The sequence below is a fragment of the Kribbella antiqua genome, assembly GCF_004345665.1.
Classification (GTDB): Bacteria; Actinomycetota; Actinomycetes; order Propionibacteriales; family Kribbellaceae; genus Kribbella; species Kribbella antiqua.
In genome coordinates, this window is sequence record NZ_SLWR01000006.1 from 178,673 (window position 1) to 200,029 (window position 21,357).

General features: G+C 68.4%; 22 protein-coding genes. 12 read left to right on the forward strand and 10 right to left on the reverse strand.

Annotated elements, in window-relative coordinates:
- The first annotated feature begins 42 nt into the window (after window positions 1-42).
- Together EV646_RS18530 and EV646_RS18535 are read left to right on the forward strand one after the other, a co-directional pair.
- Entirely contained in the window at window positions 43-1,038 is a 996-nt protein-coding gene (locus EV646_RS18530) for a stage II sporulation protein M (protein ID WP_132150164.1), read from the forward strand.
- A gap of 27 nt (window positions 1,039-1,065) precedes the next feature.
- Window positions 1,066-1,821, forward strand: a complete 756-nt coding sequence (locus tag EV646_RS18535) for a DUF1206 domain-containing protein (RefSeq protein ID WP_132150166.1) — start codon at window positions 1,066-1,068, stop codon at window positions 1,819-1,821.
- A gap of 21 nt (window positions 1,822-1,842) precedes the next feature.
- On the opposite strand, the gene EV646_RS18540 is transcribed toward EV646_RS18535, so the two are convergent.
- The 3 genes from EV646_RS18540 to EV646_RS18550 are packed head-to-tail and all read right to left on the reverse strand — an operon-like array spanning window position 1,843 to window position 4,943.
- Window positions 1,843-3,432 (reverse strand): ABC transporter permease, encoded by a 1,590-nt coding sequence (locus EV646_RS18540; protein WP_132150168.1) that lies wholly within the window; start codon window positions 3,430-3,432, stop codon window positions 1,843-1,845.
- A complete protein-coding gene (locus EV646_RS18545; RefSeq protein ID WP_132150170.1) occupies window positions 3,429-4,331 on the reverse strand; it encodes an ABC transporter ATP-binding protein in 903 nt (300 codons plus the stop codon). Before EV646_RS18545 ends, EV646_RS18540 begins: the two co-directional genes overlap by 4 nt.
- Before the next feature lie 3 nt (window positions 4,332-4,334).
- Entirely contained in the window at window positions 4,335-4,943 is a 609-nt protein-coding gene (locus EV646_RS18550) for a TetR/AcrR family transcriptional regulator (protein WP_132150172.1), read from the reverse strand.
- Window positions 4,944-5,032: 89 nt separating this feature from the next.
- Between EV646_RS18550 and EV646_RS18555 the strand changes: the two genes are divergently transcribed.
- Both EV646_RS18555 and EV646_RS18560 read left to right on the forward strand, forming a co-directional pair.
- Window positions 5,033-5,323, forward strand: a complete 291-nt coding sequence (locus EV646_RS18555; protein WP_241996147.1) for an oligopeptide/dipeptide ABC transporter ATP-binding protein — start codon at window positions 5,033-5,035, stop codon at window positions 5,321-5,323.
- Entirely contained in the window at window positions 5,307-6,278 is a 972-nt protein-coding gene (locus EV646_RS18560; RefSeq protein WP_241996148.1) for an ABC transporter ATP-binding protein, read from the forward strand. Before EV646_RS18555 ends, EV646_RS18560 begins: the two co-directional genes overlap by 17 nt.
- A gap of 82 nt (window positions 6,279-6,360) precedes the next feature.
- Here EV646_RS18560 and EV646_RS18565 read toward each other — a convergent pair whose 3' ends face one another.
- On the reverse strand, window positions 6,361-6,615 hold the full coding sequence (locus tag EV646_RS18565) for an amphi-Trp domain-containing protein (protein ID WP_132150174.1): 255 nt from the start codon (window positions 6,613-6,615) through the stop codon (window positions 6,361-6,363).
- A 73-nt stretch (window positions 6,616-6,688) separates the two neighbouring features.
- On the opposite strand from EV646_RS18565, the gene EV646_RS18570 reads away from it, so the two are divergent.
- Complete coding sequence (locus tag EV646_RS18570; RefSeq protein WP_132150176.1) at window positions 6,689-7,024, forward strand: ArsR/SmtB family transcription factor; 336 nt, start codon at window positions 6,689-6,691, stop codon at window positions 7,022-7,024.
- Window positions 7,021-7,818 (forward strand): VOC family protein, encoded by a 798-nt coding sequence (locus tag EV646_RS18575; RefSeq protein ID WP_132150178.1) that lies wholly within the window; start codon window positions 7,021-7,023, stop codon window positions 7,816-7,818. The genes EV646_RS18570 and EV646_RS18575 overlap by 4 nt, the downstream gene beginning before the upstream one ends.
- Before the next feature lie 78 nt (window positions 7,819-7,896).
- Here the strand turns inward: EV646_RS18575 and EV646_RS18580 are convergent, their stop codons facing one another.
- Genes EV646_RS18580 through EV646_RS18600 form a run of 5 tightly spaced genes read right to left on the reverse strand, consistent with a single transcriptional unit; the run spans window position 7,897 to window position 12,935 of the window.
- Window positions 7,897-9,189, reverse strand: coding sequence for a DUF58 domain-containing protein (locus EV646_RS18580; protein ID WP_132150180.1), 1,293 nt, complete (start codon window positions 9,187-9,189; stop codon window positions 7,897-7,899).
- Window positions 9,189-10,160, reverse strand: coding sequence for an AAA family ATPase (locus EV646_RS18585; RefSeq protein WP_132150182.1), 972 nt, complete (start codon window positions 10,158-10,160; stop codon window positions 9,189-9,191). The genes EV646_RS18580 and EV646_RS18585 overlap by 1 nt, the downstream gene beginning before the upstream one ends.
- Window positions 10,157-11,308, reverse strand: coding sequence for a DUF4350 domain-containing protein (locus EV646_RS18590; protein WP_132150184.1), 1,152 nt, complete (start codon window positions 11,306-11,308; stop codon window positions 10,157-10,159). Before EV646_RS18590 ends, EV646_RS18585 begins: the two co-directional genes overlap by 4 nt.
- Window positions 11,305-11,928 (reverse strand): DUF4129 domain-containing protein, encoded by a 624-nt coding sequence (locus tag EV646_RS18595; RefSeq protein ID WP_132150186.1) that lies wholly within the window; start codon window positions 11,926-11,928, stop codon window positions 11,305-11,307. Before EV646_RS18595 ends, EV646_RS18590 begins: the two co-directional genes overlap by 4 nt.
- The gene (locus tag EV646_RS18600; protein WP_132150188.1) at window positions 11,925-12,935 is read right to left on the reverse strand and encodes a hypothetical protein; all 1,011 of its coding nucleotides are present in this window, start codon (window positions 12,933-12,935) and stop codon (window positions 11,925-11,927) included. The genes EV646_RS18595 and EV646_RS18600 overlap by 4 nt, the downstream gene beginning before the upstream one ends.
- Before the next feature lie 228 nt (window positions 12,936-13,163).
- On the opposite strand from EV646_RS18600, the gene mtrA reads away from it, so the two are divergent.
- The 5 genes from mtrA to hpf all read left to right on the forward strand — a co-directional run bounded on the left by mtrA (window position 13,164) and on the right by hpf (window position 18,959).
- On the forward strand, window positions 13,164-13,841 hold the full coding sequence (mtrA, locus tag EV646_RS18605; protein ID WP_131345780.1) for an MtrAB system response regulator MtrA: 678 nt from the start codon (window positions 13,164-13,166) through the stop codon (window positions 13,839-13,841).
- Window positions 13,842-13,903: 62 nt separating this feature from the next.
- Window positions 13,904-15,619: an MtrAB system histidine kinase MtrB gene (mtrB, locus tag EV646_RS18610; RefSeq protein WP_241996149.1), complete on the forward strand. Its 1,716-nt coding sequence runs from the start codon at window positions 13,904-13,906 to the stop codon at window positions 15,617-15,619.
- On the forward strand, window positions 15,616-17,373 hold the full coding sequence (locus tag EV646_RS18615; RefSeq protein ID WP_241996150.1) for an LpqB family beta-propeller domain-containing protein: 1,758 nt from the start codon (window positions 15,616-15,618) through the stop codon (window positions 17,371-17,373). The genes mtrB and EV646_RS18615 overlap by 4 nt, the downstream gene beginning before the upstream one ends.
- Before the next feature lie 58 nt (window positions 17,374-17,431).
- On the forward strand, window positions 17,432-18,121 hold the full coding sequence (locus EV646_RS18620) for a ComF family protein (RefSeq protein ID WP_132150190.1): 690 nt from the start codon (window positions 17,432-17,434) through the stop codon (window positions 18,119-18,121).
- Window positions 18,122-18,335: 214 nt separating this feature from the next.
- Entirely contained in the window at window positions 18,336-18,959 is a 624-nt protein-coding gene (gene hpf / locus EV646_RS18625; protein WP_132150192.1) for a ribosome hibernation-promoting factor, HPF/YfiA family, read from the forward strand.
- 135 nt (window positions 18,960-19,094) lie between these two features.
- Here the strand turns inward: hpf and EV646_RS18630 are convergent, their stop codons facing one another.
- Window positions 19,095-19,910, reverse strand: a complete 816-nt coding sequence (locus tag EV646_RS18630) for a S1 family peptidase (RefSeq protein ID WP_132150194.1) — start codon at window positions 19,908-19,910, stop codon at window positions 19,095-19,097.
- 213 nt (window positions 19,911-20,123) lie between these two features.
- On the opposite strand from EV646_RS18630, the gene EV646_RS18635 reads away from it, so the two are divergent.
- Window positions 20,124-21,272, forward strand: a complete 1,149-nt coding sequence (locus EV646_RS18635) for a winged helix-turn-helix domain-containing protein (RefSeq protein WP_132150712.1) — start codon at window positions 20,124-20,126, stop codon at window positions 21,270-21,272.
- Window positions 21,273-21,357: the final 85 nt, after the last annotated feature.

Sequence of the window (21,357 nt, forward strand, 5' to 3'; positions counted from 1 at the left end):
AGTCTGCCAGCGCAAGGAGCCAGACAGGGGAGGTGGGCCACTGTGGATGTCGAGGCGTTTGTGTCGGTGCATCAGCCGCAGTGGGACCGGCTGGCGTACCTGACCCGTCGGCAGCGTCGGCTGACCGGTGCGGAGGCCGAGGAACTCGTCACGCTCTACCAGCGCGTCGGAACCCACTTGGCGGCGCTGCGAGCAGCCGGTGGCGACCCGGTGTCGATCGGACGCCTCTCCGGTCTCATCGCCGACGCACGCGGCGCCGTGACGGGCGCACAGGCACCTGTCTGGCGGGACATCTCCAGGTACTTCCTGGTGAGCTTTCCTGCCGCCCTCTACGCGTCCAGACGCTGGTGGCTCACCATCGGCCTGCTCTTCTACCTGGTGGCCGCGTGGATGGCTTGGCGGATCATCGTGCACCCGGAGGTCGTCGACTCGATCGCCACCCCGGCCCAGATCAAGCAGTTGGTCGACAACGACTTCGAGTCCTACTACTCGGAGAACCCGGCCCAGGACTTCGCCCTCCGGGTCTGGATCAACAACTCCACCCTCAGCGCCGCCGTACTCGCGCTCGGCATCCTGCTGATCCCATCCGTCTTCATCCTCTGGGACAACGCGCTCAATCTGGGCGTCAGCGCCGGCCTGATGATCCTCCACGACAAGGGCGGCCTGTTCTTCGGCCTGATCACTCCGCACGGCCTGCTCGAACTGACCGCGGTCTTCGTCGCGTCCGCGGCCGGTCTCCGCCTCGGCTGGTCCTGGATCGTCCCGGGGCGCCGTACTCGCATGCAAGCCCTTGCCCAGACCGGCCGCGCGACGGTCGGCATGGCCATCGGCCTGGCCGCCATTCTGCTCGTCACCGGGCTGATCGAAGCTTTCGTCACCCCGTTCCTGCCCACGCCGGTCCGGGTCACGATCGGCGTCCTGGCCGAGGTCGGCTTCATCCTCTACGTCTGGATCCTCGGACGCCGCGCGTACCGGGCCGGCGAGTACGGCGACGTCGACGAATCCGACCGCGAAGCCACCGCCCCGGTCTCCGCCTAGCGGTTTGCTCCTGGGCACAGGAGCGACGTGAGGACCCGGCAGAGTCGTTGGTACGGCGTCGCGATCACCCTGGGACTGATCGCGTACGGCGTGGTCCACCTGCTGATCGCCTGGATCGCCCTCCAGCTCGCCTGGGGCAAGTCCCCGAAGGACGCGTCCCAGCAAGGCGCACTCGAGGAACTGGCCGGCAATCCGCTCGGCCGTGTGCTGCTGTGGATCGTCGCGATCGGCCTCTTCGCGCTGGTGATCTGGCGCCTCCTCGAGCTCGGGTACGGCGAGCTGGACCTGGAGCACAAGCTGTCAGCCGTGGGCCGCGGCATCGTCTACCTCGTCCTCGGCATCAGCGCGGTCAGGGTTGCGACCGGATCCGGTGGCTCGAGCACGGGCGAGCAACGGACCCTCAGCGCCCGGCTGATGGCCCATGGCGCCGGCCGCGTGCTGATCGTCGGGGTCGGGGTGGCGATCATCGCCATCGGTGTCCGCCAGATCCACAATGCGGTCACCAAGAAGTTCACCGAGGATCTCACCCTCGGCGTCACCGAGGTGACCATCCTGCTCGGCCGGATCGGGTACGCCGCCAAGGGCATCGCTTTCCTCATCGTCGGCGCCCTGTTCGGCTGGGCCGCGATCGACTACGACCCGCAGAAGGCGGGCGGCCTCGACACGGCCCTGCGCACGATCAAGGAGCAGCCCTTCGGCCCCGTCCTGCTCACCATCCTTGCCCTCGGCATCGTTGCCTTCGGCGTCTATTCGTTCGCCTGGTCCGGCAACGCCCGCCGCTGATCAGCCGGCGCGCGCCGCTGATCAGCCCACAGGTAGGTCGCGCCGCCGCAGCCCGATCAGACCGATCAGCCCGAGTACGACGGCGATCGCGATCAGTGCGACGAGTGAGCCGGCAGACGCCGTACCGCCGGGAAGCCGGGGCAGGTGGTTGAACGGGGAGATGTCGCGAACCCACTCGGCGACATTGGTGCCGGCACTGGACAGACCGATGAGGATGCAGATCGCGGGCGCGGCCCACGCGGCCGGCGTCAGCCTGGGGAACAACCCGAAGAGAACGATTGCTATCGCCGCGAGGATCCAGACGGCCGGAAGCTGGATCAAGGCCGCACCGATCAGCCGAGGCACCTGCTTGCCCACCTCACCAACAGCAAGCCCGTACGCCAGCCCTTCGGTCAGTCCAGCAGCCAGCAGCGCCGCCGCAGGCCCCAGCAGCCCGAACACGAGATGGCTTGCCGCCCACCGCAGCCGCCCGCTGGCAGTCGCGAGCACCGGCTCCGCCCGCCCGCTGGTCTCTTCCGCCCGGAGCCGCAGCGTGGCCTGTACGGCGTAGGCCGACGCGATCAGCCCGATGATCGTCATCACCCCGGCCAGGAAGGAATCGATCAGCCCGGCCGATCCGCCGAGCCGCGCGAACATCTCCTGCACGTCCTTGTCGTCCTTCATCAGATCGCCGACGCCTTCGGCCACACCGCCGAAAAGCAAGCCCAGCAAGGCGAATCCAGTAACCCATGAGACCAGCAGTCCGCGATGTAACCGCCAGGCCAAACCCAATGGCGACCCCACCTCGCCATCGGCCGGCCCCAGTCGATCCGGCAACAGTCCGGCGCCGAGATCCCGCCGTACGGACAGATAGATGGCGACGGCAACGAGTACGACGGTTGCCGCCAGCACCAAAACTGCCGGCCACCAGCGGTTGTCGCCGTACGGCTGGATGCGTTGCGCCCAGCCGAGCGGTGAGAGCCAGGACAACCAGCCGAGCGGACCGTCTGAGTGCGCGCTCGTGTCACCCGCCGCCCGCAGTACGTACGACGCACCGAGCACGCTGATCGCGATGCCCCGGGCCGTCCCGGCGCTGGCGGTCAGTTGAGCAGTGACGGCACCGACGGCGGCGAAAAGCCAGCCAGTACAGGCGAATTCGAGGCCGATGGCAACGGATCCGGCCATCGGCAGATCCTGGCTGTACATGCCCAGGGCAAGCAGTGCGGCGAGCAGCACGTTCGCAGCGAATGTTGTCAGCAACGCCGCAGCAAGCCCTGCATGCCGGCCGACGACGCTCGAGCCGAGCAGCTCACGACGCCCGGTCTCCTCCTCGACCCGGGTGTGCCGGATCACGGTCAGCAAGCTGGCCAGCGCAACCATCACCGGCACGAACCCCACGCGCCAGGTGATGAACTCGCCGAGGCTGGTCCCGGACAGTTCGCCGTACAGCGTGACGAAGCCGGCGTTGCCGGCGTACCGCAGCCGGGATTCCCCGGTCGGGAAGAGCTCGCCGAAGGACTTCACGTAGCTCACCGGGATCAGCGCGAGCGGCAGGATCCACAGCGGCAGCACAAAGCGGTCCCGGCGCAGAATCAGCCGGATCAGGCCGCCGGTTCCGGTCAACGTTTTCATCGCGAGGATCCCTCCGGCTCGTACAGCCGCAGGAACAGCTCCTCCAGCGACGGCGGCTGGCTGACCAGACTCCGTACGCCGACCTCCGTCAACCGGCGCAGCACTGCGTTGATCTCGTCCGTGTCCACGTCGAACCGCACCTGGCCATCCTCGACCCGGAGGTCGTGGACGCCGGTCAGCTCGGCCAGTCCGTTCGACGGGCCGACCAGTTCGGCCTTGATCGACGTACGGGTGAGGTGCCTGAGCTCGGACAGCGTGCCGCTCTCGACGGCGCGACCGGCACGGATGATGGTGACCCGATCGCAGAGCGCCTCGACCTCGGACAGGATGTGGCTGGACAGCAGCACGGTCCGGCCGTCGCGGTCGCTCACCTCCTGAACGACCTCGCGGAACACCTCCTCCATCAGCGGATCCAGACCCGAGGTCGGCTCGTCGAGCAGCAGGAGCTCGACATCGGACGCGAGCGCTGCGACCAGAGCGACCTTCTGGCGGTTGCCCTTCGAGTACGCGCGGGCCTTCTTGCGCGGGTCGAGGTCGAAGCGCTCGAGCAACTCGGCCTTGCGCTTCTTGTCCAGCCCGCCGCGCATCCGGCCGAGCAGGTCGATTGCCTCGCCGCCGGACAGGTTCGGCCACAGCGTCACGTCGCCCGGCACGTACGCGAGCCGCCGGTGCAGCTCGGTCGCGTCCGACCAGGGGTCGCCGTCGAGGAGTTTCGCCGTACCGGAATCCGCGCGGGTCATCCCGAGCAGAATCCGGATGGTCGTGGTCTTGCCGGCGCCGTTCGGGCCGAGGAAGCCGTGCACCTCGCCGGTGCGGACCGTGAGGTCGAGGCCGTCCAGAGCGCGCGTACGCCCGAACGTCTTGACCAGACCGTGGGTGCTGATCGCTGCATCAGCCATGGTTCAGTGCTCCTCTGAGTACTTCTGTAGTTGTTCGAGTTGTTCCGGCGTCATCACCGGGATCGTGAAGATGTCGAGCATGGCCTTGGTCAACCGGGCATAACCGGTGGGACTGGCGATGTCCTCGCCGATCGCCTCCGAGACCTGGTCGCGGAGCACGAAGACGCCCATCTTCATCGCGGCCAGCACAGCGGCGTACGCGCGTACGTCGCTGGGCTCGCGGGGGAGCGTCTTGGTGAAGTCCTCGCCGGCATCGACCATCTCGAGGAACAGCGCGGTCGCGGTGTCCGAGCCGTCCATCATCGAGCGGACCAGATACGTCTGCAGTGGCAGCGTGACCGGGTGCATCGTCGCCACGTCGGTGCGGGCCGCACCGCCCTGGAAGACGAGCTCCTCGCCGATCTGCAGCATCCGTTCCTTCGCGTACTGATCACAGGCCTCGCGCAGGGCCTGCTTCGAGCCGAAGTGATGCCGGACCAGCCCGGACGAAACCCCCGCCTCGGCCGCGATGTCGCGGATCGACGCGGCCTCGATGCCGCGTTCGGTGAAGAGGTTGATCGCCGCGTCCCGGATCCGGGCCCGCGCGGTCAGATCGTCTGCTGGTCTGTCCATCACAGTCCTCTCGCTACACACAAGAGCAAACTACTACACGATCGTATAGTCAAGAGGAAAATGATTACCGAAGCGATCGGCTGGCGGTCATGTACGCCGGCCGGCTTGTCGAGGCGGGTCCTTCTGGTGAACGTTTTCGGCATCCCTACAGTCAGGCGCTCGCGGCGGCGTTTCCGACCGTGGGCGATCCGGCGTCACGGCTGGCGCCTCGCGGCCTGGCGGGGGATCCGCCCGACCCTCAACATCTGCCTGGTGGATGCTCGTTCCACCCGCGCTGTCCGGTCGCGTTGGAGTCGTGTTCGTCGGTCGCGATCGAGCTACGGCCGGCGGGCGATCGCCGTACCGCTGCCTGTGTCTTGGTGGGTGAGTCAATTGCTTGAGGCAACTGGGGTTGTGGTCGAGTTCGCGTCGCGCGGCCGGCGAGCGCGGGCCGTGGACAACGTCAACCTCGCCGTCGGGCCAGGCGAGATCGTTGCCCTCGTCGGCGAATCTGGCTGCGGCAAGACAACCCTCGCGCGTACGCTCCTCGGCCTCGAACGGCCGACATCAGGCCAGGTCTCGTACGACGGAACGCCGCTGAACTACACCGGCCGTCGCCTGCGGGCGTTCCGGCGGCAGGTCCAGCTGGTGTTGCAGGATCCGATGGGCTCGCTCAACCCACGGCAGACGGTGTACGAGGCCGTTGCCGAGGGCCCGCGAATTCACGGGCTGGCGGACGAGGAGGCGGTCGTTGCTTCGGCGTTGTCGCGGGCCGGTCTGCGGCCGCCGGAACGGTTCTTCCTGCGGTACCCGCATGAGTTGTCGGGCGGTCAGCGACAGCGGGTCGTGATCGCCGGCGCGTTGGCGCTGAGCCCGAAGGTGCTGATCGCGGACGAACCGGTCGCCTCGCTCGATGCGTCCGTACGCGGCGAGATCCTGTCGTTGCTGCTGCGATTGCGGGACGAGCTCGGCCTGGCGGCCCTCGTGGTGACGCACGACCTCGGCCTGGCCTGGAACATCGCAGACCGGGTCGCGGTCATGTACCTAGGCCGCATCGTCGAATCCGGCCCAACCGAGCAGGTCCTGACCAACCCCCAGCACCCCTACACGCAGGCTCTGTTGTCGGTTCTCCCCGAATCCCCCGAACGAATCGTCCTCACCGGCGAGCCCCCCGACCCCACCCGAATCCCCACCGGCTGCCGCTTCCACCCTCGCTGCCAACTAGTAGCCGCCGGCAAAGCCACCGACGCCTGCACGACCACGACCCTCCCCGTCCTCCCCCCGACCACGTCCAGCCAGGTCGCCTGCCACCTCGCGCCAGTCACCACCGGACCTCCTGCACCGAGCGCCATTTGACTGGTTCACCCACGAGATGGCGGGTTCCCCGTCGGAATACGGGCGGGGAACCCAGTACTTGATGGGTGAACCAGTCAAAGGGTCAGACCTCGGGGTCGTCGTCTTCGGGGGTTTCGTCGGTGTCGGCGAGGGACCACTTGAGTTGGAACTCGACCTCTTCCTCGTCCTCGCCGCGCTCGTGCTCGACGCTGATCCGGGCGTTCTTCGGGACGGTGAACCGCTCGCCCGCGACCTGGATCCGGAACGGCTTGCCGGACTCCAGTGCGTCCGCGAGCCGCCGTAGCTTGGCCGCGAAATCGGCGACCGAGTAGTCCTTCTCGACATCTCTTTCAGTCATGCGGCCAATCCAATCAGGCGAGAGGTTCTTCCAGCCGTTGACAATAGTTAACAAATAGTAGAACTATTGCAGCATGGTGGACGATCAGGTGGACCGCTTCTTCGAAGTACTCGCGGATCCGACCCGGCGGCAGGTGGTCCGGTTGCTGGGCGAAGGCCCGCGCCGGGCCGGGCAGCTCGCGGCCGCGACCGGTTCGTCGTCGCCCGCGATGAGCCGGCATCTGCGCATCCTGCTGTCGGCCGGGCTGGTCGCCGACGAGCGGGTGCCCGACGATGCGCGCGTACGGATCTTCCGGCTCAACCCCGAGCCCGTGGTCGCCGTCCAGGCATGGCTCGACCAGGTGCAGGCGCACTGGCGGGACAACCTGGGCTCGTTCAAGAAGCACGTCGAGCAGAGGGAGTCATCGTGACCGAACAATCCGCGTCGGCGTCCGTCGAGGTCGCCGCCGATCCCGCGACCGCGTTCCGCATCTTCACCGAGGAGATCGACCTGTGGTGGGTGCGTGGCCCGATCAACTTCTTCGACTCCGCGCGGGCGACCGCGATGCAGATCGAGCCCGGCGTCGGCGGCCGCATCCTCGAGGTGTACACGCCGCCGGACGACGTACTCGAGCTGGGCACGATCACCGACTGGGAGCCTGGCGCGTTGTTCGCGTACCGCAGTTCGGTCGACGACACCGAGACCCGGATCAGCTTCGATGCGCTCGACGGCGGTACGCGCGTCACCGTCGTACAGTCGCTGGTCCAGGGTGGCGAGAAGGCGTTCTACTTCTGGCCGAACATCCTGCACTGGGTGCCGCAGTGGATCGATCGGCGCAATGCATCGCCGAGCCCGCGCGAGCTCGACCGGCTCGCGATCGCCTTGTACTACGAGGATCCGGCCGCCGCGGCGCGATGGCTGCACACGGTCTTCGGCCTGGAGTCGTGGGACAAGATCCCGGCCGAGGGTGAGAAGCCGTCGTGGATCGAGTTGCATGTCGGCTCGGCCGCGATCCTGCTCTTCCAGCTGACCGAGGATCGCGTCGGCGGTCTCGATCACGGTGTCTGGGTGTACGTCGAGGACCTCGACGCGCACTTCGCCCACAGCTCGGCCAACGGCGCCAAGATCGTCTCCGAAATCCACCAACACGGCTACCGCTGCTACGAAGCCGACGACCTAGAAGGCCACCGCTGGACCTTCACCCAGGCCCGCCCGGCTCAGTGACGAAACCGTTAACCGGCGGGTGGCTCACCAAAGGCACCTGGTCCACGACGGGGGAGCCGCGGCGTAGCACGCGTGGGGTTACAACCGGCCGGCTTTTTTCAAGGCCAAGTAGGTGTCGGCTAGGGCGGGGGCTATTTGGTCGGGGGGTTCGTCTACGACGGTGGCGCCGGCTCGGGTGAGGATGGCGGTTACTCGTTCGCGGTCCAGGCGGGTGCGGGCGGCGGAGGCGGCGCCGTAGACCTCGGTGAGGTCGGCGCGGGTGGCTTCGAGCTCGATGAGCCGGGGGTCGGCGACGGACGCGAGGACGATGACGTGGCGGCGGAGCAGAGGGCCGATGACCGGGAGCAGGGACTCCTCGATCACCGCCGGATCGAGGCCGGTCAGGAGTACGACGAGGGAGCGCTGGCCGAGGCGTTCCAGGACCTGGGAGACGACGACGCGGAAGTCGGTCTGGACGAGTTCGGCCTCGACGTTCGCCAACGCGTTCACGAACGACGGCAGCACGTCCTCCGGCGCGGGGCGTCGTACGTCGGCTCGTACGGCGGAATCGCAAGCCAGCAAGGAAACCCGGTCACCCGCGCGGGTCGCGAGCGCGGCCAGCAGCAGCGCGGCGTCCATGGCGTGGTCGAGTCGCGGCGCATCGCCGACCCGGCCCGCGGACATCCGGCCGGAGTCGATCACGATGGCGACCTGGCGGTCCCGCTCCGGCCGCCAGGTCCGCAGTACGACGTTGCCGCGACGAGCCGTGGCACGCCAGTCGATGCTCCGGACATCGTCGCCCGGCACATAGTCCCGCAACGAGTCGAACTCCGTACCCTGACCGCGAACCAGCAACGCCGTCCGCCCGTCCAGCTCACGCAACCGCGCCAGCCGAGACGGCAGGTGCTTGCGGCTGTTGAACGGCGGCAGCGCCCGCACAGTCCACGGCACCTGGTGAGACCCCTGCCGACCCGCGAAGCCGAGCGGACCGATCGACCGGACAGTCACCCGGTACGCCTGCCGGTCACCCCGCCGCGTAGGCACCAGATGCGTCACCAGCCGTCGCCGCTCCCCATGCGGAAGGTCCAGCCTGTGCGGCGGGTCCTGCACACCGGCCGACGGCGGCCATGCGTCACGCAGCAACCCCTTGACCCGCCGACCCGGGTTCGCGACCAGCAACTGAACCACAGCCTGCTCACCCAGCCGTACGGCGTTGTCGCCCTCACGACTCAGCTGGAGTCGCCGAGGCGAACCGGCCAGCAGCATGTCCACTAGGCACACCACCAGCACGACCGCGACCACCAGACCGACTCCGCTCCAGCTGGGCATCAGCACAGCCACGAAGACGACTCCAGCGGCGGCGAGTAACCCGGCCCGCCCGGTGAGCACCATCAGCGTGGAACTGGCACCGTGGCCAGCACACTCTCGAGTACGGCGTCCGCACTCACACCCTCGAGCTCCGCCTCCGGACGCACCTGCACCCGATGCCGAAGGCAAGGACGCGCCATCGCCTTCACGTCGTCCGGGATGACGTAGTCACGCCCCGACAACCACGCCCACGCGCGCGACACAGCCAGCAACGCAGTAGCACCGCGAGGAGACACCCCAAGCTGCAGCGACGGCGACTGTCGCGTAGCCCGGCACAGGTCGACCACGTACGCCAGCACGTCCTCCCGCACCGCAACCCGTCGTACGGCGTTCTGCCCGGCCAGCAGGTCCTCCGGGCCAGCAACAGGACGCAGGCCGGCTGCCTCCAGGTCACGCGGGTCGAAGCCCTGCGCATGCCGAGCCAGAACGGCGATCTCCGCGTCGCGCGGCGGGATGTCCAGCGTCACCTTCAGCAGGAACCGGTCGAGCTGAGCCTCGGGCAACGGGTAGGTGCCCTCGTACTCGATCGGGTTCTGCGTCGCCGCGACCACGAACGGCACCGGCAGCTTCCGCGGCTCGCCGTCGACCGTGACCTGCCGCTCTTCCATTGCCTCCAGCAGCGCGGCCTGGGTCTTCGGCGGCGTCCGGTTGATCTCATCGGCCAGCAGGATGTTGGTGAACACCGGTCCCGGGCGGAACTCGAACTCGCTGGTCTTGGCGTCGTACACCAGCGATCCCGTGACGTCACCGGGCATCAGGTCCGGCGTGAACTGCACCCGCTTGGTGTTCAGCCGCATCGCTGTCGACAGTGCCCTCACCATCAGCGTCTTCGCCGTACCCGGCACGCCTTCCAGCAGCACGTGGCCGCGGCAGAGCAGGGCGAGTACCAGTGCGGTCACCGCGGTGTCCTGACCGACCACCGCCTTGCCGATCTCGGTCCGCAGCGCCACCAGCGCCTGCCTGGCCTGGTCGGCGCTGACCTCGGTAGTCGTCACGGGTGTCGTACCTCCTGCGTCAGTACGTCGAGTTCATGGGACAGGTACATCAAGGCGGAGTCATCAACAGGCGGTAGACCGTAGAGCAGTTCGTACAGCATGGCCGGGTCCCGGCCGGTGCGAGCGGCCACTGTGGCGACGACGGCCGAGGGATCAGCCTTGCGGGGGATGCCGTGCGCCTTGTGCAGCTTGCCGAGGGCAGACTCGCGCAAAGCCGACGCGGCGCGATCACGTGCCCGTGAACGCCGGTAGAGCCGCGCCCTGCCCTCAGTGGTCTCGGCCGCGTGCACGATCACGGGCAGCCGCTCAGGCACCACCGGGCCGAGTCGACGACCTCGCCACAGCGCAACAACGAGTACGGCGAACGCCAGCGCCCAGGCGACATAGCGGACTTCCGGCGGGACCAGCGGTGGACCGTCTTCGTCGCCGTTGTCGACGCCGCCGGACTCAAACTGCGGCAGATACCACGTCAGGTCGGCGTGGGTGCCGATCAGGTTGAGTGCGAGCGCCGCGTTGCCGTCGTCGGCGAGCTGCTCATTGGTGAACGAGCGTGAGGTCCCTACGACGTCGACGATGCGCCCTGCGGTCTCCAGCCGGATCACCGTGTGGTTGATGCCGTCCCCGTAGCAAGCCTGCGCTCCAGGCGGTGCGGAGTACGTGGAGCCGCCGACAGTCACAGTGCCGGCCTTGACAGCGGCCGGGAGGTCACAGTCGGGCTCACGGCTTTCGGAGGACAGGAACGACGTACTGTCGTGGACACCCGGTGCCAGGACCTCCAGCGCCCGCGTGCCCGGCCGGACCAGGACGATGTGGCTCCAGCCCGCATCAGCGATCCGCTGCCAGTCATAGCGGTCGAGTGAACCGTTAGGCCCGATCAGCAGGGTCTTGCGGTCACCTCGTCCCACCGGGTCCACTGCGTCGTCCAGCAGCTCCGTGCCGGTCACGTCGACACCGTGGTTCTTCAGCAGCGTCGCGAGAGCCCGTGCCCCGGACGGCTCGGTCGAGTCCGGACTGAAAGGTCCTGAGGTCGTCGCAGTAGTGGCGATCATGACGAAGACCGCAGCCAGTACGACGACACCGGTAACGAGCAGCGGCAGCCGCAGCACCCGCCAGCTCTCCCCAGCACTCCGCCCAACCGCAGTACTCATACGAGCACCCGTGCTGTCCGTGCGGCCTCGTCAGCGGCCACCACCAGGGCGTAGCGCTCCGGCGTTCCCGGTCGGTTGCCGTAGACAACCTCCGTGAACACGACCGCCGCGGGCCGCAGTACATCCCGCAGCCCCGGCGCCGCCTGACTCGCGTCCGCCACGACCTCGTACGCCGTCCGGCCCGCCCGCTCATCCAGAATGGTCCGCTCGGTCAACTCGGCCACGCAGGCCCGGAACCGGCTGCGCACCGCGTCGGCGTACTGCCCGGCGGCAGCTTCACTCTCCGCCTGAGCGCGGTACTCATGAGCCGTACGCGGCTTGGCGGTGTCGAAGACAGCCTGGCGCTCGCGGTGGCTCGTGCGGAGGCCGCCGGCGCGCCAGAGCACCACCACGACGATGAGCAGGATCAGCCCGATCAGCATGGCCAGCCCAGCGTGGCCGTTGGGGGACGTGCCGGTCAGGCTGTCCAGCAGGTCGGCGATCCACTCCAGGACCTTGCCGATCGCCTTCTCGATCAGCGAGTCACCGGACTGTGCGTACGCCGACTTCGACAGCTCCTTGGCCGCCTCGGCCGCGGCCTGGTCCCGGCCTATGTCCACCGGTGGTTCAGCGAAGATCATCGAGCCTCCTGCCGCAGTACCGGTCGCATCCACAGGTCGAGGCCCTCACGTCGCACCCGGAGATCCAGGTAGATCAGCGCCTGTACCGCGGACATGAAGGCCAGGCTGGCGATCAGCGTCAGCACCGTCGCGATGCCGGCCGCCGCGCCGAGCGCGATCACGACAGCCGTGGCGCCGGTGCTGTCGCTGCCGTCCGCCCACGACCCGACCGTGAGTACGAGCGTGGTGACCCCGAACTGCAGGGCATAGCTGACGATGTTCACCACCACTCCCGCGAACAGCAGAATGCCGAACACCCGCCAGAACTTCCCCTTCACCAGCTGCCAGGACCGCTTCAGCGCACCCCAGATCCCCACTCTGGCAGGGATGTAGAGCCCGATGTCCGGCGCATGCCGGCCCTCCATCAGTACGACTGTCCCGGCCAGCACCAGGCGGATGCCGAAGATCAGCACCAGCAGTGCGCCGGCCAGGACCATCACCAGAGCTACCGCACCGGCTACGTCGGAGGAGATCGCAGCATCCGCTCCGGAACCGATCCCGAACACCGCCAGCCCCCAGCCGCCGATCAGGATGATGAAGGACAGCGACTGCACCAGACCGACAGCAGCCAGCGCGGGCAGCGCGGGCCGGACCAGCCGCAGCAGCTCCCGAGGGCCGACCCGGTGCGCCAGCTGACTCCGTACGGCGGCCAGCGCGATGATCCCGGCCAGCATGCTCGACACCACGGTGAACAGCACTAGTTGAACGCCGTAAGTGAGCAGCAGAGCGGCACCAGCCTGCTGGAACGGGTCATCCGCCCCGAAGAACCCACTCAGCCCACCCGGCACGGCAACCTCGGTCAGAGCAGCCTGTACGGCGACCAGAGCGATCGAGGCGAGCACCGGGAGGCCCAGCATGATCGTCTTGTTCTCGGAGATGGTCCGGGCCGCGTTGTCGAGCAGGTCGGCAGGCAGCCAGGGCCGCAGCGGCTCCGACGCCGGGTCCTCGTGCAGACTGATGTCCGCCACTGGCCACCCCCTCCTCGAACCGCCGGCCACGCTGAGCCGTGTAGTCCATAAGTTGTCTCGAGCACGGGCTGTGCACCATGATCACAGCCCAACTCGGGGTCACTCGGCGATCCGGCGTGTGCACCACCCGGGGAATGGGACACTATCCGTAGTGCGTACGGTCAGCATCCGCTGGGCGCACAACGATCGGACGGCAAGGAGCAGGGCGTGGCAGATGGTAACCGGACGATGAGGGGACGTGTTCTCATCGTCGACGACGACACAGCGTTGTCGGAGATGCTCAGCATCGTGCTGCGCAACGAGGGCTACGACACCTATCTGTGCGCAACCGGTGACAAAGCGGTACCGGCCTTCCGCGAGTTCAAGCCGGACCTGCTGCTGCTTGACCTGATGCTTCCGGGCATGGACGGGATCGACGTCTGCCGCGCGATCCGGGCCGAGTCCGGCGTACCGATCGTGATGCTGACCGCGAAGAGCGACACCGTGGACGTCGTTCTGGGCCTGGAGTCCGGGGCGGACGACTACGTGGTGAAGCCGTTCAAGCCGAAGGAGCTGGTGGCCCGGATCAGGGCCCGGCTGCGCCGGATGGACGAGCCCGGTCCGGAGTCGCTGACCATCGGCGACCTGACCATCGACGTGGCCGGGCACTCGGTGAAGCGGGCCGGCGAGACGATCCAGCTCACCCCGCTGGAGTTCGATCTGCTGGTCTGCCTGGCTTCCAAGCCCTGGCAGGTGTTCACCCGCGAGGTGCTGCTGGAGCAGGTCTGGGGCTACCGGCACGCGGCCGACACCCGGCTGGTCAACGTGCACGTCCAGCGGCTGCGCTCCAAGATCGAGAAGGACCCTGAGCACCCGGAGATCGTGGTGACCGTCCGCGGTGTCGGCTACAAGGCGGGTGCGGACTGATCGAGTACGGACGCGACCAAGAGTCGCAGGCAGCTCCGGACGCACCCCCAGCCCCGGCAGTGGTGAGTCAGGAGCAGCCGGTACCGCCGGAGCAGGAGACGCCGGCGGAGTCCCGTGGGACGGAGCTGGAGCTCACCGCCACCGCGGCGGACTGGCCTGCCAATCAGCAGCCGCTGTGGCGGACGCACCCGAAGCACTGGCCGGACATCTGGCGCCGGTCCATCCAGGCCCGGATCGTCACCGGCACCCTGCTGATGTCGACCGTCGTCCTGCTCCTGGTCGGCTGGGTGATGATGAGCCAGGTCACCGACGGCGTGCTGGAGTCACGCCGGGCGAGTGCACAGGCCGAGGCGGTCGCCCAGCTGGCCTCGCTGTCGAACACGATCAACGCCGCCGACCCCACCACGATCAACCAGCAGCTGTCCGAGCTGGTCCTCGGCTCCAACCGCCCCGGCCTGTACGACGTACTGCTGGTGCCGACCGACTCGTCGGCCTCCAACGCGATCCGCTACACCGGTCTGGTCGACAGCGACTCCATCCCGACCGAGCTGGCCTCCTCGGTGATGAGCGACGACTCGAAGCTGTGGGACACCTACACGGTGATCAACTACCGTGACGGGCCCAGCGTCCCCGGGCTGGTGGTCGGTTCCCAGCTCCGGGTGACCAATGAGCGGTACGCCGTCTACTTCCTGTTCCCGCTCACTGCGCAGCAGGAGACGCTCGACGTCGTCCAGAACGCACTGATCACCGCGGGGCTCCTGCTCGTCGTCTTGCTCGGCGCGGTGGCCTGGCTGGTCACCCGTCAGGTTGTCACCCCGGTCCGGATGGCGCGGCGGATCGCGGAGCGGCTGGCGGCCGGCAAGCTCGAGGAGCGCATGCAGGTCCGCGGCACCGACGACCTGGCCCGGCTGGCGGTCTCCTTCAACAAGATGGCCAGCAACCTGCAGCGGCAGATCCGCCGGTTGGAGGAGCTGTCCCGGCTGCAACGCCGGTTCGTCTCCGACGTCTCACACGAGCTACGTACTCCGCTGACCACGGTCCGGATGGCGGCTGACCTGCTGCACGAGACCCGCGACCAGTTCGACCCGATCAGCCGGCGCTCGGTCGAGCTGCTGCAGAACGAGCTCAACCGGTTCGAGGAGCTGCTCGCCGACCTGCTGGAGATCAGCCGGTTCGACGCGGGCGCGGCCGCACTCGACCTGGAGGACGTGGACCTGCGCGACATCGTCAACCGGGTGCTGGAGAACCACGAGACCCTACTGCAGCGCAAGGGCTGCGAGGTGCAGCTGGACATGCGCGAGCCCTGCCGCGCCCAGGTGGACTCACGCCGGATCGAGCGGATCCTGCGCAACCTGATCGGCAACGCCATCGAGCACAGCGAGGGCCTGCCGATCCGGATCAGTACGGCGTACGACGAGGACGCGGCGGCGGTCGCGGTCCGCGACCACGGTGTCGGCTTCCGGGCCGAAGAGGCGGAGATGGTGTTCAGCAGGTTCTGGCGAGCGGACCCGGCCCGGGCCAGGACCACCGGTGGGACCGGGCTCGGCCTGTCCATCGCGCTGGAGGACGCCCGCCTCCACGGAGGCAGACTGGACGCCTGGGGGTCACCGGGGGACGGTGCCTACTTCCGGCTCACCCTGCCGCGCCGTTCGGACGTGACACTGTCCGGCTCGCCGCTGCCGGCGCGTCCGCCGGACGCCAGCCGCGTGGTGACGGAGAAGTCGCTGGTCGACGTCGGAGCGCCGTACCAGAAGCTGACCGGTGGTGAGGAGCGGTGAGGCGCGCACTGATGCTGCTGCTCGTCGCGGGGTGTGCGACCGTGCCGACCAAGGGCACCATCCGCAGTAGCAACAAGGAGGGCCTTGCGCCGGAGCTGGGCGGCGTCGGGGTCGAGGCGAAGCCGCCGCGGGACGACACCCCGCCGCTGGCGCTGGTGAACGGGTTCCTGGAGGCGATGTCGGACTCGCGTGCGTTCGACGTGGCCCGCGAGTACATGACGGCTGACGCCGCGGCTGCGTGGAAGCCGGAGTCGCAGACGGTGGTGTACGACCAGCGGCCGGACGCCATCACCACCGTGCGTACCAACCAGATCAAGCTGACCGCCCGCAAGATCGCCACCATCGACGACCGTGGATCCTGGATCCCGGCGCGGATCGGCGAGACGGTGTCCTTCGTCTTCAAACTGGCCAAGGTGGAGAACCAGTGGCGGGTCGCGTCGGTCCCGCAAGGCGTGTTCCTGGGCAGCAACCAGCTGGACCCGAAGCTTGCCCCGCGCAACCTCTACTTCTTCACGCCCGGCCGGGACATGCTGGTGCCCGACCCGGTCTACCTGCCGGTGAACCTCTCGCCCGGCCAGGCCGCGACCCAGCTGATCCAGGAGCTGCTCAAGGGCCCGACCAGCCGGCTGGGCAACGGAGTGATCTCACTGGTGCCGCCCGGCACCGAGATCCAGGTGTCGGTGCCGGTCGACCTCGGCGTGGCGACGGTGGCGCTCAACAACGCCGTCAACGCGCTGCGAGACCCGGACCGCCGACTGCTGGCGGCGCAGATCGTCTGGACGCTGAACCAGATCAATCTCCGGGTGAAGATCACCGTCGGCGGAGCGCCGCTGCTGCCGGACGATCCCGAGCAACTGCCGTTCTCCAACTTCAGCCAGTACGACCCGTCGGTCCCCGGTGGAGCCCTGACCGACCTGTACGGCGTACGGTCCGGCAAGGTGCAGCGGATCGAAGGGCTGGACGGGGCGTCGGACATCGCGGCCCGGGCGCTGGACTCGAGCATGCTCTACCAGTACGACGCGGAGTCGTTCGCGGTGAACCTCAGAGCGGACTCCGGGGCGATCGTGACCAACGTCAAGGGCGACAAGGTGGTGGCGTACGCGCGGCTGGACTCGACCGACCAGACCGACCAGGTGCGCCAGATCCAGACCCAGGGGCGGGTACTGCGGCCGAGCTACGACAACCAGGAGAACCTGTGGATCCTGGACCGGGCGGACAGCACGACGCCCCGGCTGCGGTTCCGGAACCGGGACGGGAACCTGACGAACGTCGCGGTCAACTTCCACGGTGACAAGCCGCTGATGCTGCGGATGGCTCCGGACGGCGTGCGGGCGCTGCTGGTGATGCGGTCCAAGACGACCGGCAAGAACTACGTGCAGACCGCGACACTGCTCAGCCAGAACGGCGGCAAGCAGCTGTTGCTCGGCGAGTTCCGGAACCTCCAGCTGCCGCTGGACGACATCACCGATGCGGCGTGGAACAAGCTGGGCATCCTGGTCGCCGGGACGTCCAGCGCGGGCGCCAACAAGAGCCGCCAGCCGTGGCTGGTCAACCCGGACGGCTCCCGCCTGCAGCTGCTCCCCGGCGCCCCCGAGTTCGGCACGCTGCACCTGGCGTCCAACCTCAACAAGGACACACTCCCGGTCGTCGAGGACACCGACGGCCGACTCCACTGGCAAACCCGCGACCTGACCTGGGTCACGATGGACGACGAACCCAACGCCGCCCCGCTCATCCCTGTCTACCCGGGGTAATCCACAGGTTGCCTCAGGCCGGTTGCGGGCCGGCAGGTGGATCGCGGATGGTGGGGCGATGCCGGTCCGGGATGCCTTCGTGGACCTCGTGCTGGGTGGAAGGTGTGCGGGGTGCGGGCGGCCGGGGGTCACGCTCTGTGGTGGTTGCCGGGAGCTACTGGACGCGGTGACTCCGTTCCGTGCCTGGCCGGAGCCGGCTCCGCGCGGATTGCCGACGCCTACCGCGAGTGCGCCGTACGGCGACCAGATCCGGAAGCTGATCATCGCGCACAAAGAGGAGGCGCGCTACGCCCTGGCGCGGCCGCTGGGCGAGGTACTCGCGACGGCGGTCCGGAGCGCGTTGGGGGCACGGCACGGGGTCTGGCTGTGTCCAGTCCCGTCGGCGCGCGCGACGGTGCGGGCGCGTGGGCATGATCCGTTGCGGCGGATCACCAAGGCTGCGGTGAAAAGCCTGCGCCGCCAAGGTTTCGACGCCCGGCTGGCCGATGCGCTGACCGTCGTACGGCGTCCTGATGACCAATCGGGATTGTCCGCTGAGCGGCGTACGGCCAACCTGGCCGGGGCTTTCGCGGCTCGTTCGCGCTGGGCTGAAAGGCTGACGGATCAGCCGGTCCTGCTGGTCGACGACGTGATCACCACCGGTTCCACGCTGGCCGAGGCGTGCCGCGCCCTGGAATCGCAGGGGATCGCGGTGTTCGGTTGTGCAGTACTCGCCGCGACCCGCCGGTACTCGACGTCTGGTTCATGAGAACTTCCCTACCGGTTTTCGCCGAAGCCGACTAGCGTTGGCCTATGACACCCGCTAGGGCTTGTCGGGCAGGGATGTGGTGCAGGGCCGGATCAGCCGGAATCCTCACCACGGAGTCCGACCGGTTCGATGGCGGGTGTTCTTGTTTCGGGCACCGTCACGACACAGACGGGGGTCCGGAGACGTAGAAAGTCGCCGATCGATGGAGGTTTCCGTGGACGTCGTTGTCAAGGGTCATCACTGCGAGGTCAGTGACCGCTTCCGGCAGTACGTCGAGGAAAAACTCGAGCGGATCGAGAAGGTCGATCACCGGGTACTGCGGTGCGAGGTAGAAGTCAGCCAGGAAAAGAACCCGCGACAGCACGATCGGGCGATGCGTGTCGAGCTCACCATGTATACGAAGGGTCCGGTGGTCCGCGCCGAAGCGACCGGCGAGACCAAGTCGGCAGCGTTCGACGTCTGCCTGGACCGACTGCGGGCACAGGTCCGCAAGGCGGCGGACCGCCGCCGGGTGCACCGTGGTGAGCGCTCGCCGGAAGGCCTGCGGCACGTGAACGCGAAGCAGCCCCTCAACGAGACAGCTGCAGTGGAGGAGACAGTCGCCGAGGAGGAAGTGGCGACGCATAAGTACGGTTCCCTCGTGGTCACCGGAGACGGACCGCTGGTGATGCGCGAGAAGACCCACACCGCCAAGCCGATGACACTGGACCAGGCGCTCTACGAGCTCGAACTGGTCGGTCACGACTTCTACCTGTTCGTCGACGCGGACGAGAACCAGCCCAGCGTCGTCTACCGCCGTCGCGGCTACGACTACGGCGTGATCCGCCTGTCTGTCTGACGCAGGTGCACCAGCCCACTCCGGTCGTGTGAGGCCGACCTCCGATTCCCCGGGAGGAGCACAGAAGGGGCCGGGCGACGAGACCCGGCCCCTTCTCCTTCCCCTGCGAAGGTCTGTCCGCTGCCGCAGGGGTGGCTAGCTGTTGATTTGGGCTTGTAGTTCGGTGGCGTAGGTGGCTACTTCGGCGTAGACGCCGGGGTTGCCGGCGTCCGCGCAGCCGATGCCCCAGGAGACGATGCCGAAGAGGCGGCCGTTCAGGACGAGCGGGCCGCCGGAGTCGCCCTGGCAGGAGTCCTTGCCGCCCTCTTCGTACCCGGCGCAGATCTCGCCGTCGGCGGTGTAGCCCTCGCTCGCGTACGCCTTCTCGCAGTACGCGTCACCCAGCACCGGCACGTCCACCTTCTGGAAGGTGTTCGCCGGCCCGGTGCCCTCGGTCTCGCCCCAGCCGTAGACGACCGACCCCGCACCAGCCTTGTCCGCCGCCTTGTCGGTCTCCAGCGCCAGCGTCGGCACGCCGTCGAACGGTGTCGCCAGCGTCAGTACGGCGACGTCGTGGCCCGGCTGCTTGCCGTACTCCGGGTCCACCCAGATCTTGCTGACCTTCGACTCCTGGCCTTCTGCCTTGTCGCTCAGCACGTCCCGGCCCTGGATCGCGGTGTAGGTGGAGGCCGCCTCCTGCGCGCAGTGCGCCGCGGTGACGATCTTGTTCGCCGCCACCAGAGTCGAGCCGCACCACTCGCCGGTGGGGTCGGGCGAGCCGCTGTTCGACAGCTGAATGGCCCAGGGCGTGTCCGCGGTGTGCGCGATGGCCCCGCCGACGATCCGGGTCTTGGGTCCGTCCGGTGCCTGCGCGGCGGATGCGGAGCCGGCTACGGCCACCGCACCCAGGGACGCCACGGTCAGCACACCGGCCGCCAGGGCAGCACGGACCAGCTGAAGTCTTCCTGTCATGCCTCACACTCCAGGGTGATAGGGGCCGCGCGGGCGTCACGGCCTGACAGCGAGCGTCTCCCGAACACGGTCCGTAGCACACCTCCCACTTCCGGTAACTCCCGAGTTATGGCCCGGGTTTTGTCGGTGCGGCCCGGCAGACTTCGGTAGGTGACTACGCAGGTGTTGTCGACGGCTCAGGCCCGGCGGGTGGCGCTGGCTGCGCAGGGCTTCATGGACCCGCGGCCGAAAGGCGTTCCTGACGCGCGGGCGCTGGCTCGGGTGCTCGGCCGGATCGGGCTGATCCAGATCGACTCCGTCAACGTGCTGAGCCGGGCGCAGTATCTGCCGCTGTACTCGCGCCTCGGTCCGTACCCACGCGACCTGCTCGACCGCGCTTCCGGGAAGGCCCCACGCCGCCTGGTCGAGTACTGGGCGCACGAGGCCTCCCTGCTCCCAGTGGAGACGCACCCGCTGATGCGCTGGCGGATGGCTCGCGCGCACACCGAGGCCTGGGGCGGCCCGCGATCGATCGCCCGCGAACGGCCGGATCTGCTCAAGCAGGTGCTCGCCGACGTCCGCGAGCACGGCCCGCTGACCGCCCGCGAGATCGACGACGACGTCGAGCGGGAGCGGGACAACTGGGGCTGGAACTGGTCCGACGTGAAGCGGGCGCTCGAGTTCCTGTTCTTCGCCGGTGAGATCACGGTCGCTCGACGCAACCAGCAGTTCGAGCGGATGTACGACGTACCCGAGCGGGTGCTGCCGAGCGCCGTACTGGAGACTCCGACTCCGTCGGTCGCGGAGGCGCATCGAGGGCTGGTGTCGATCGCGGCGCGGGCGCACGGGGTGTCGACGGCGCAGTGCCTGAAGGACTATTTCCGTACGGCGCCCGAGCCGACCGCGCAGGCGATCCTGGAACTGGTGGAGGAAGGCGAGCTGATTCCGGTCAAGATCGACGGCTGGAAGCGGCAGGCGTACCTGCACCGGGACGCGCGGCTGCCGCGGCGGGTGAACGCGCGGGCGCTGGTCAGCCCGTTCGACTCGCTGGTGTTCGAGCGGACCCGGACCGAAGTGCTGTTCGACTTCCGGTACCGGATCGAGATCTACGTGCCGGCGGAGAAGCGAATCCATGGGTACTACGTGCTGCCCTTCCTGCTCGGGGATCGTCTGGTCGCGCGGGTGGACCTGAAGTCGGACCGTGCGGCTGGGGTGCTGCTGGTTCAGTCGGCGCATGCCGAGCCCAAGGCGCCGGTGGAGACCGCGGACGAGCTGGCTGCCGAGCTCGTCCAGCTGGCCGGCTGGCTGGGGCTGGACCAGGTCCGGGTGGCCGGTGGCGGTGACCTCTCGCCTGCGCTGAGTGACGCCCTACGGGGTTCCTGACCGGGAAGCCGGAACTTTTCGCGCTGCTGGAGCGTGGGTCAGGTAGGCCCGGGGGCACGCAGGGGAGGGGTGGCTTGGGTACACG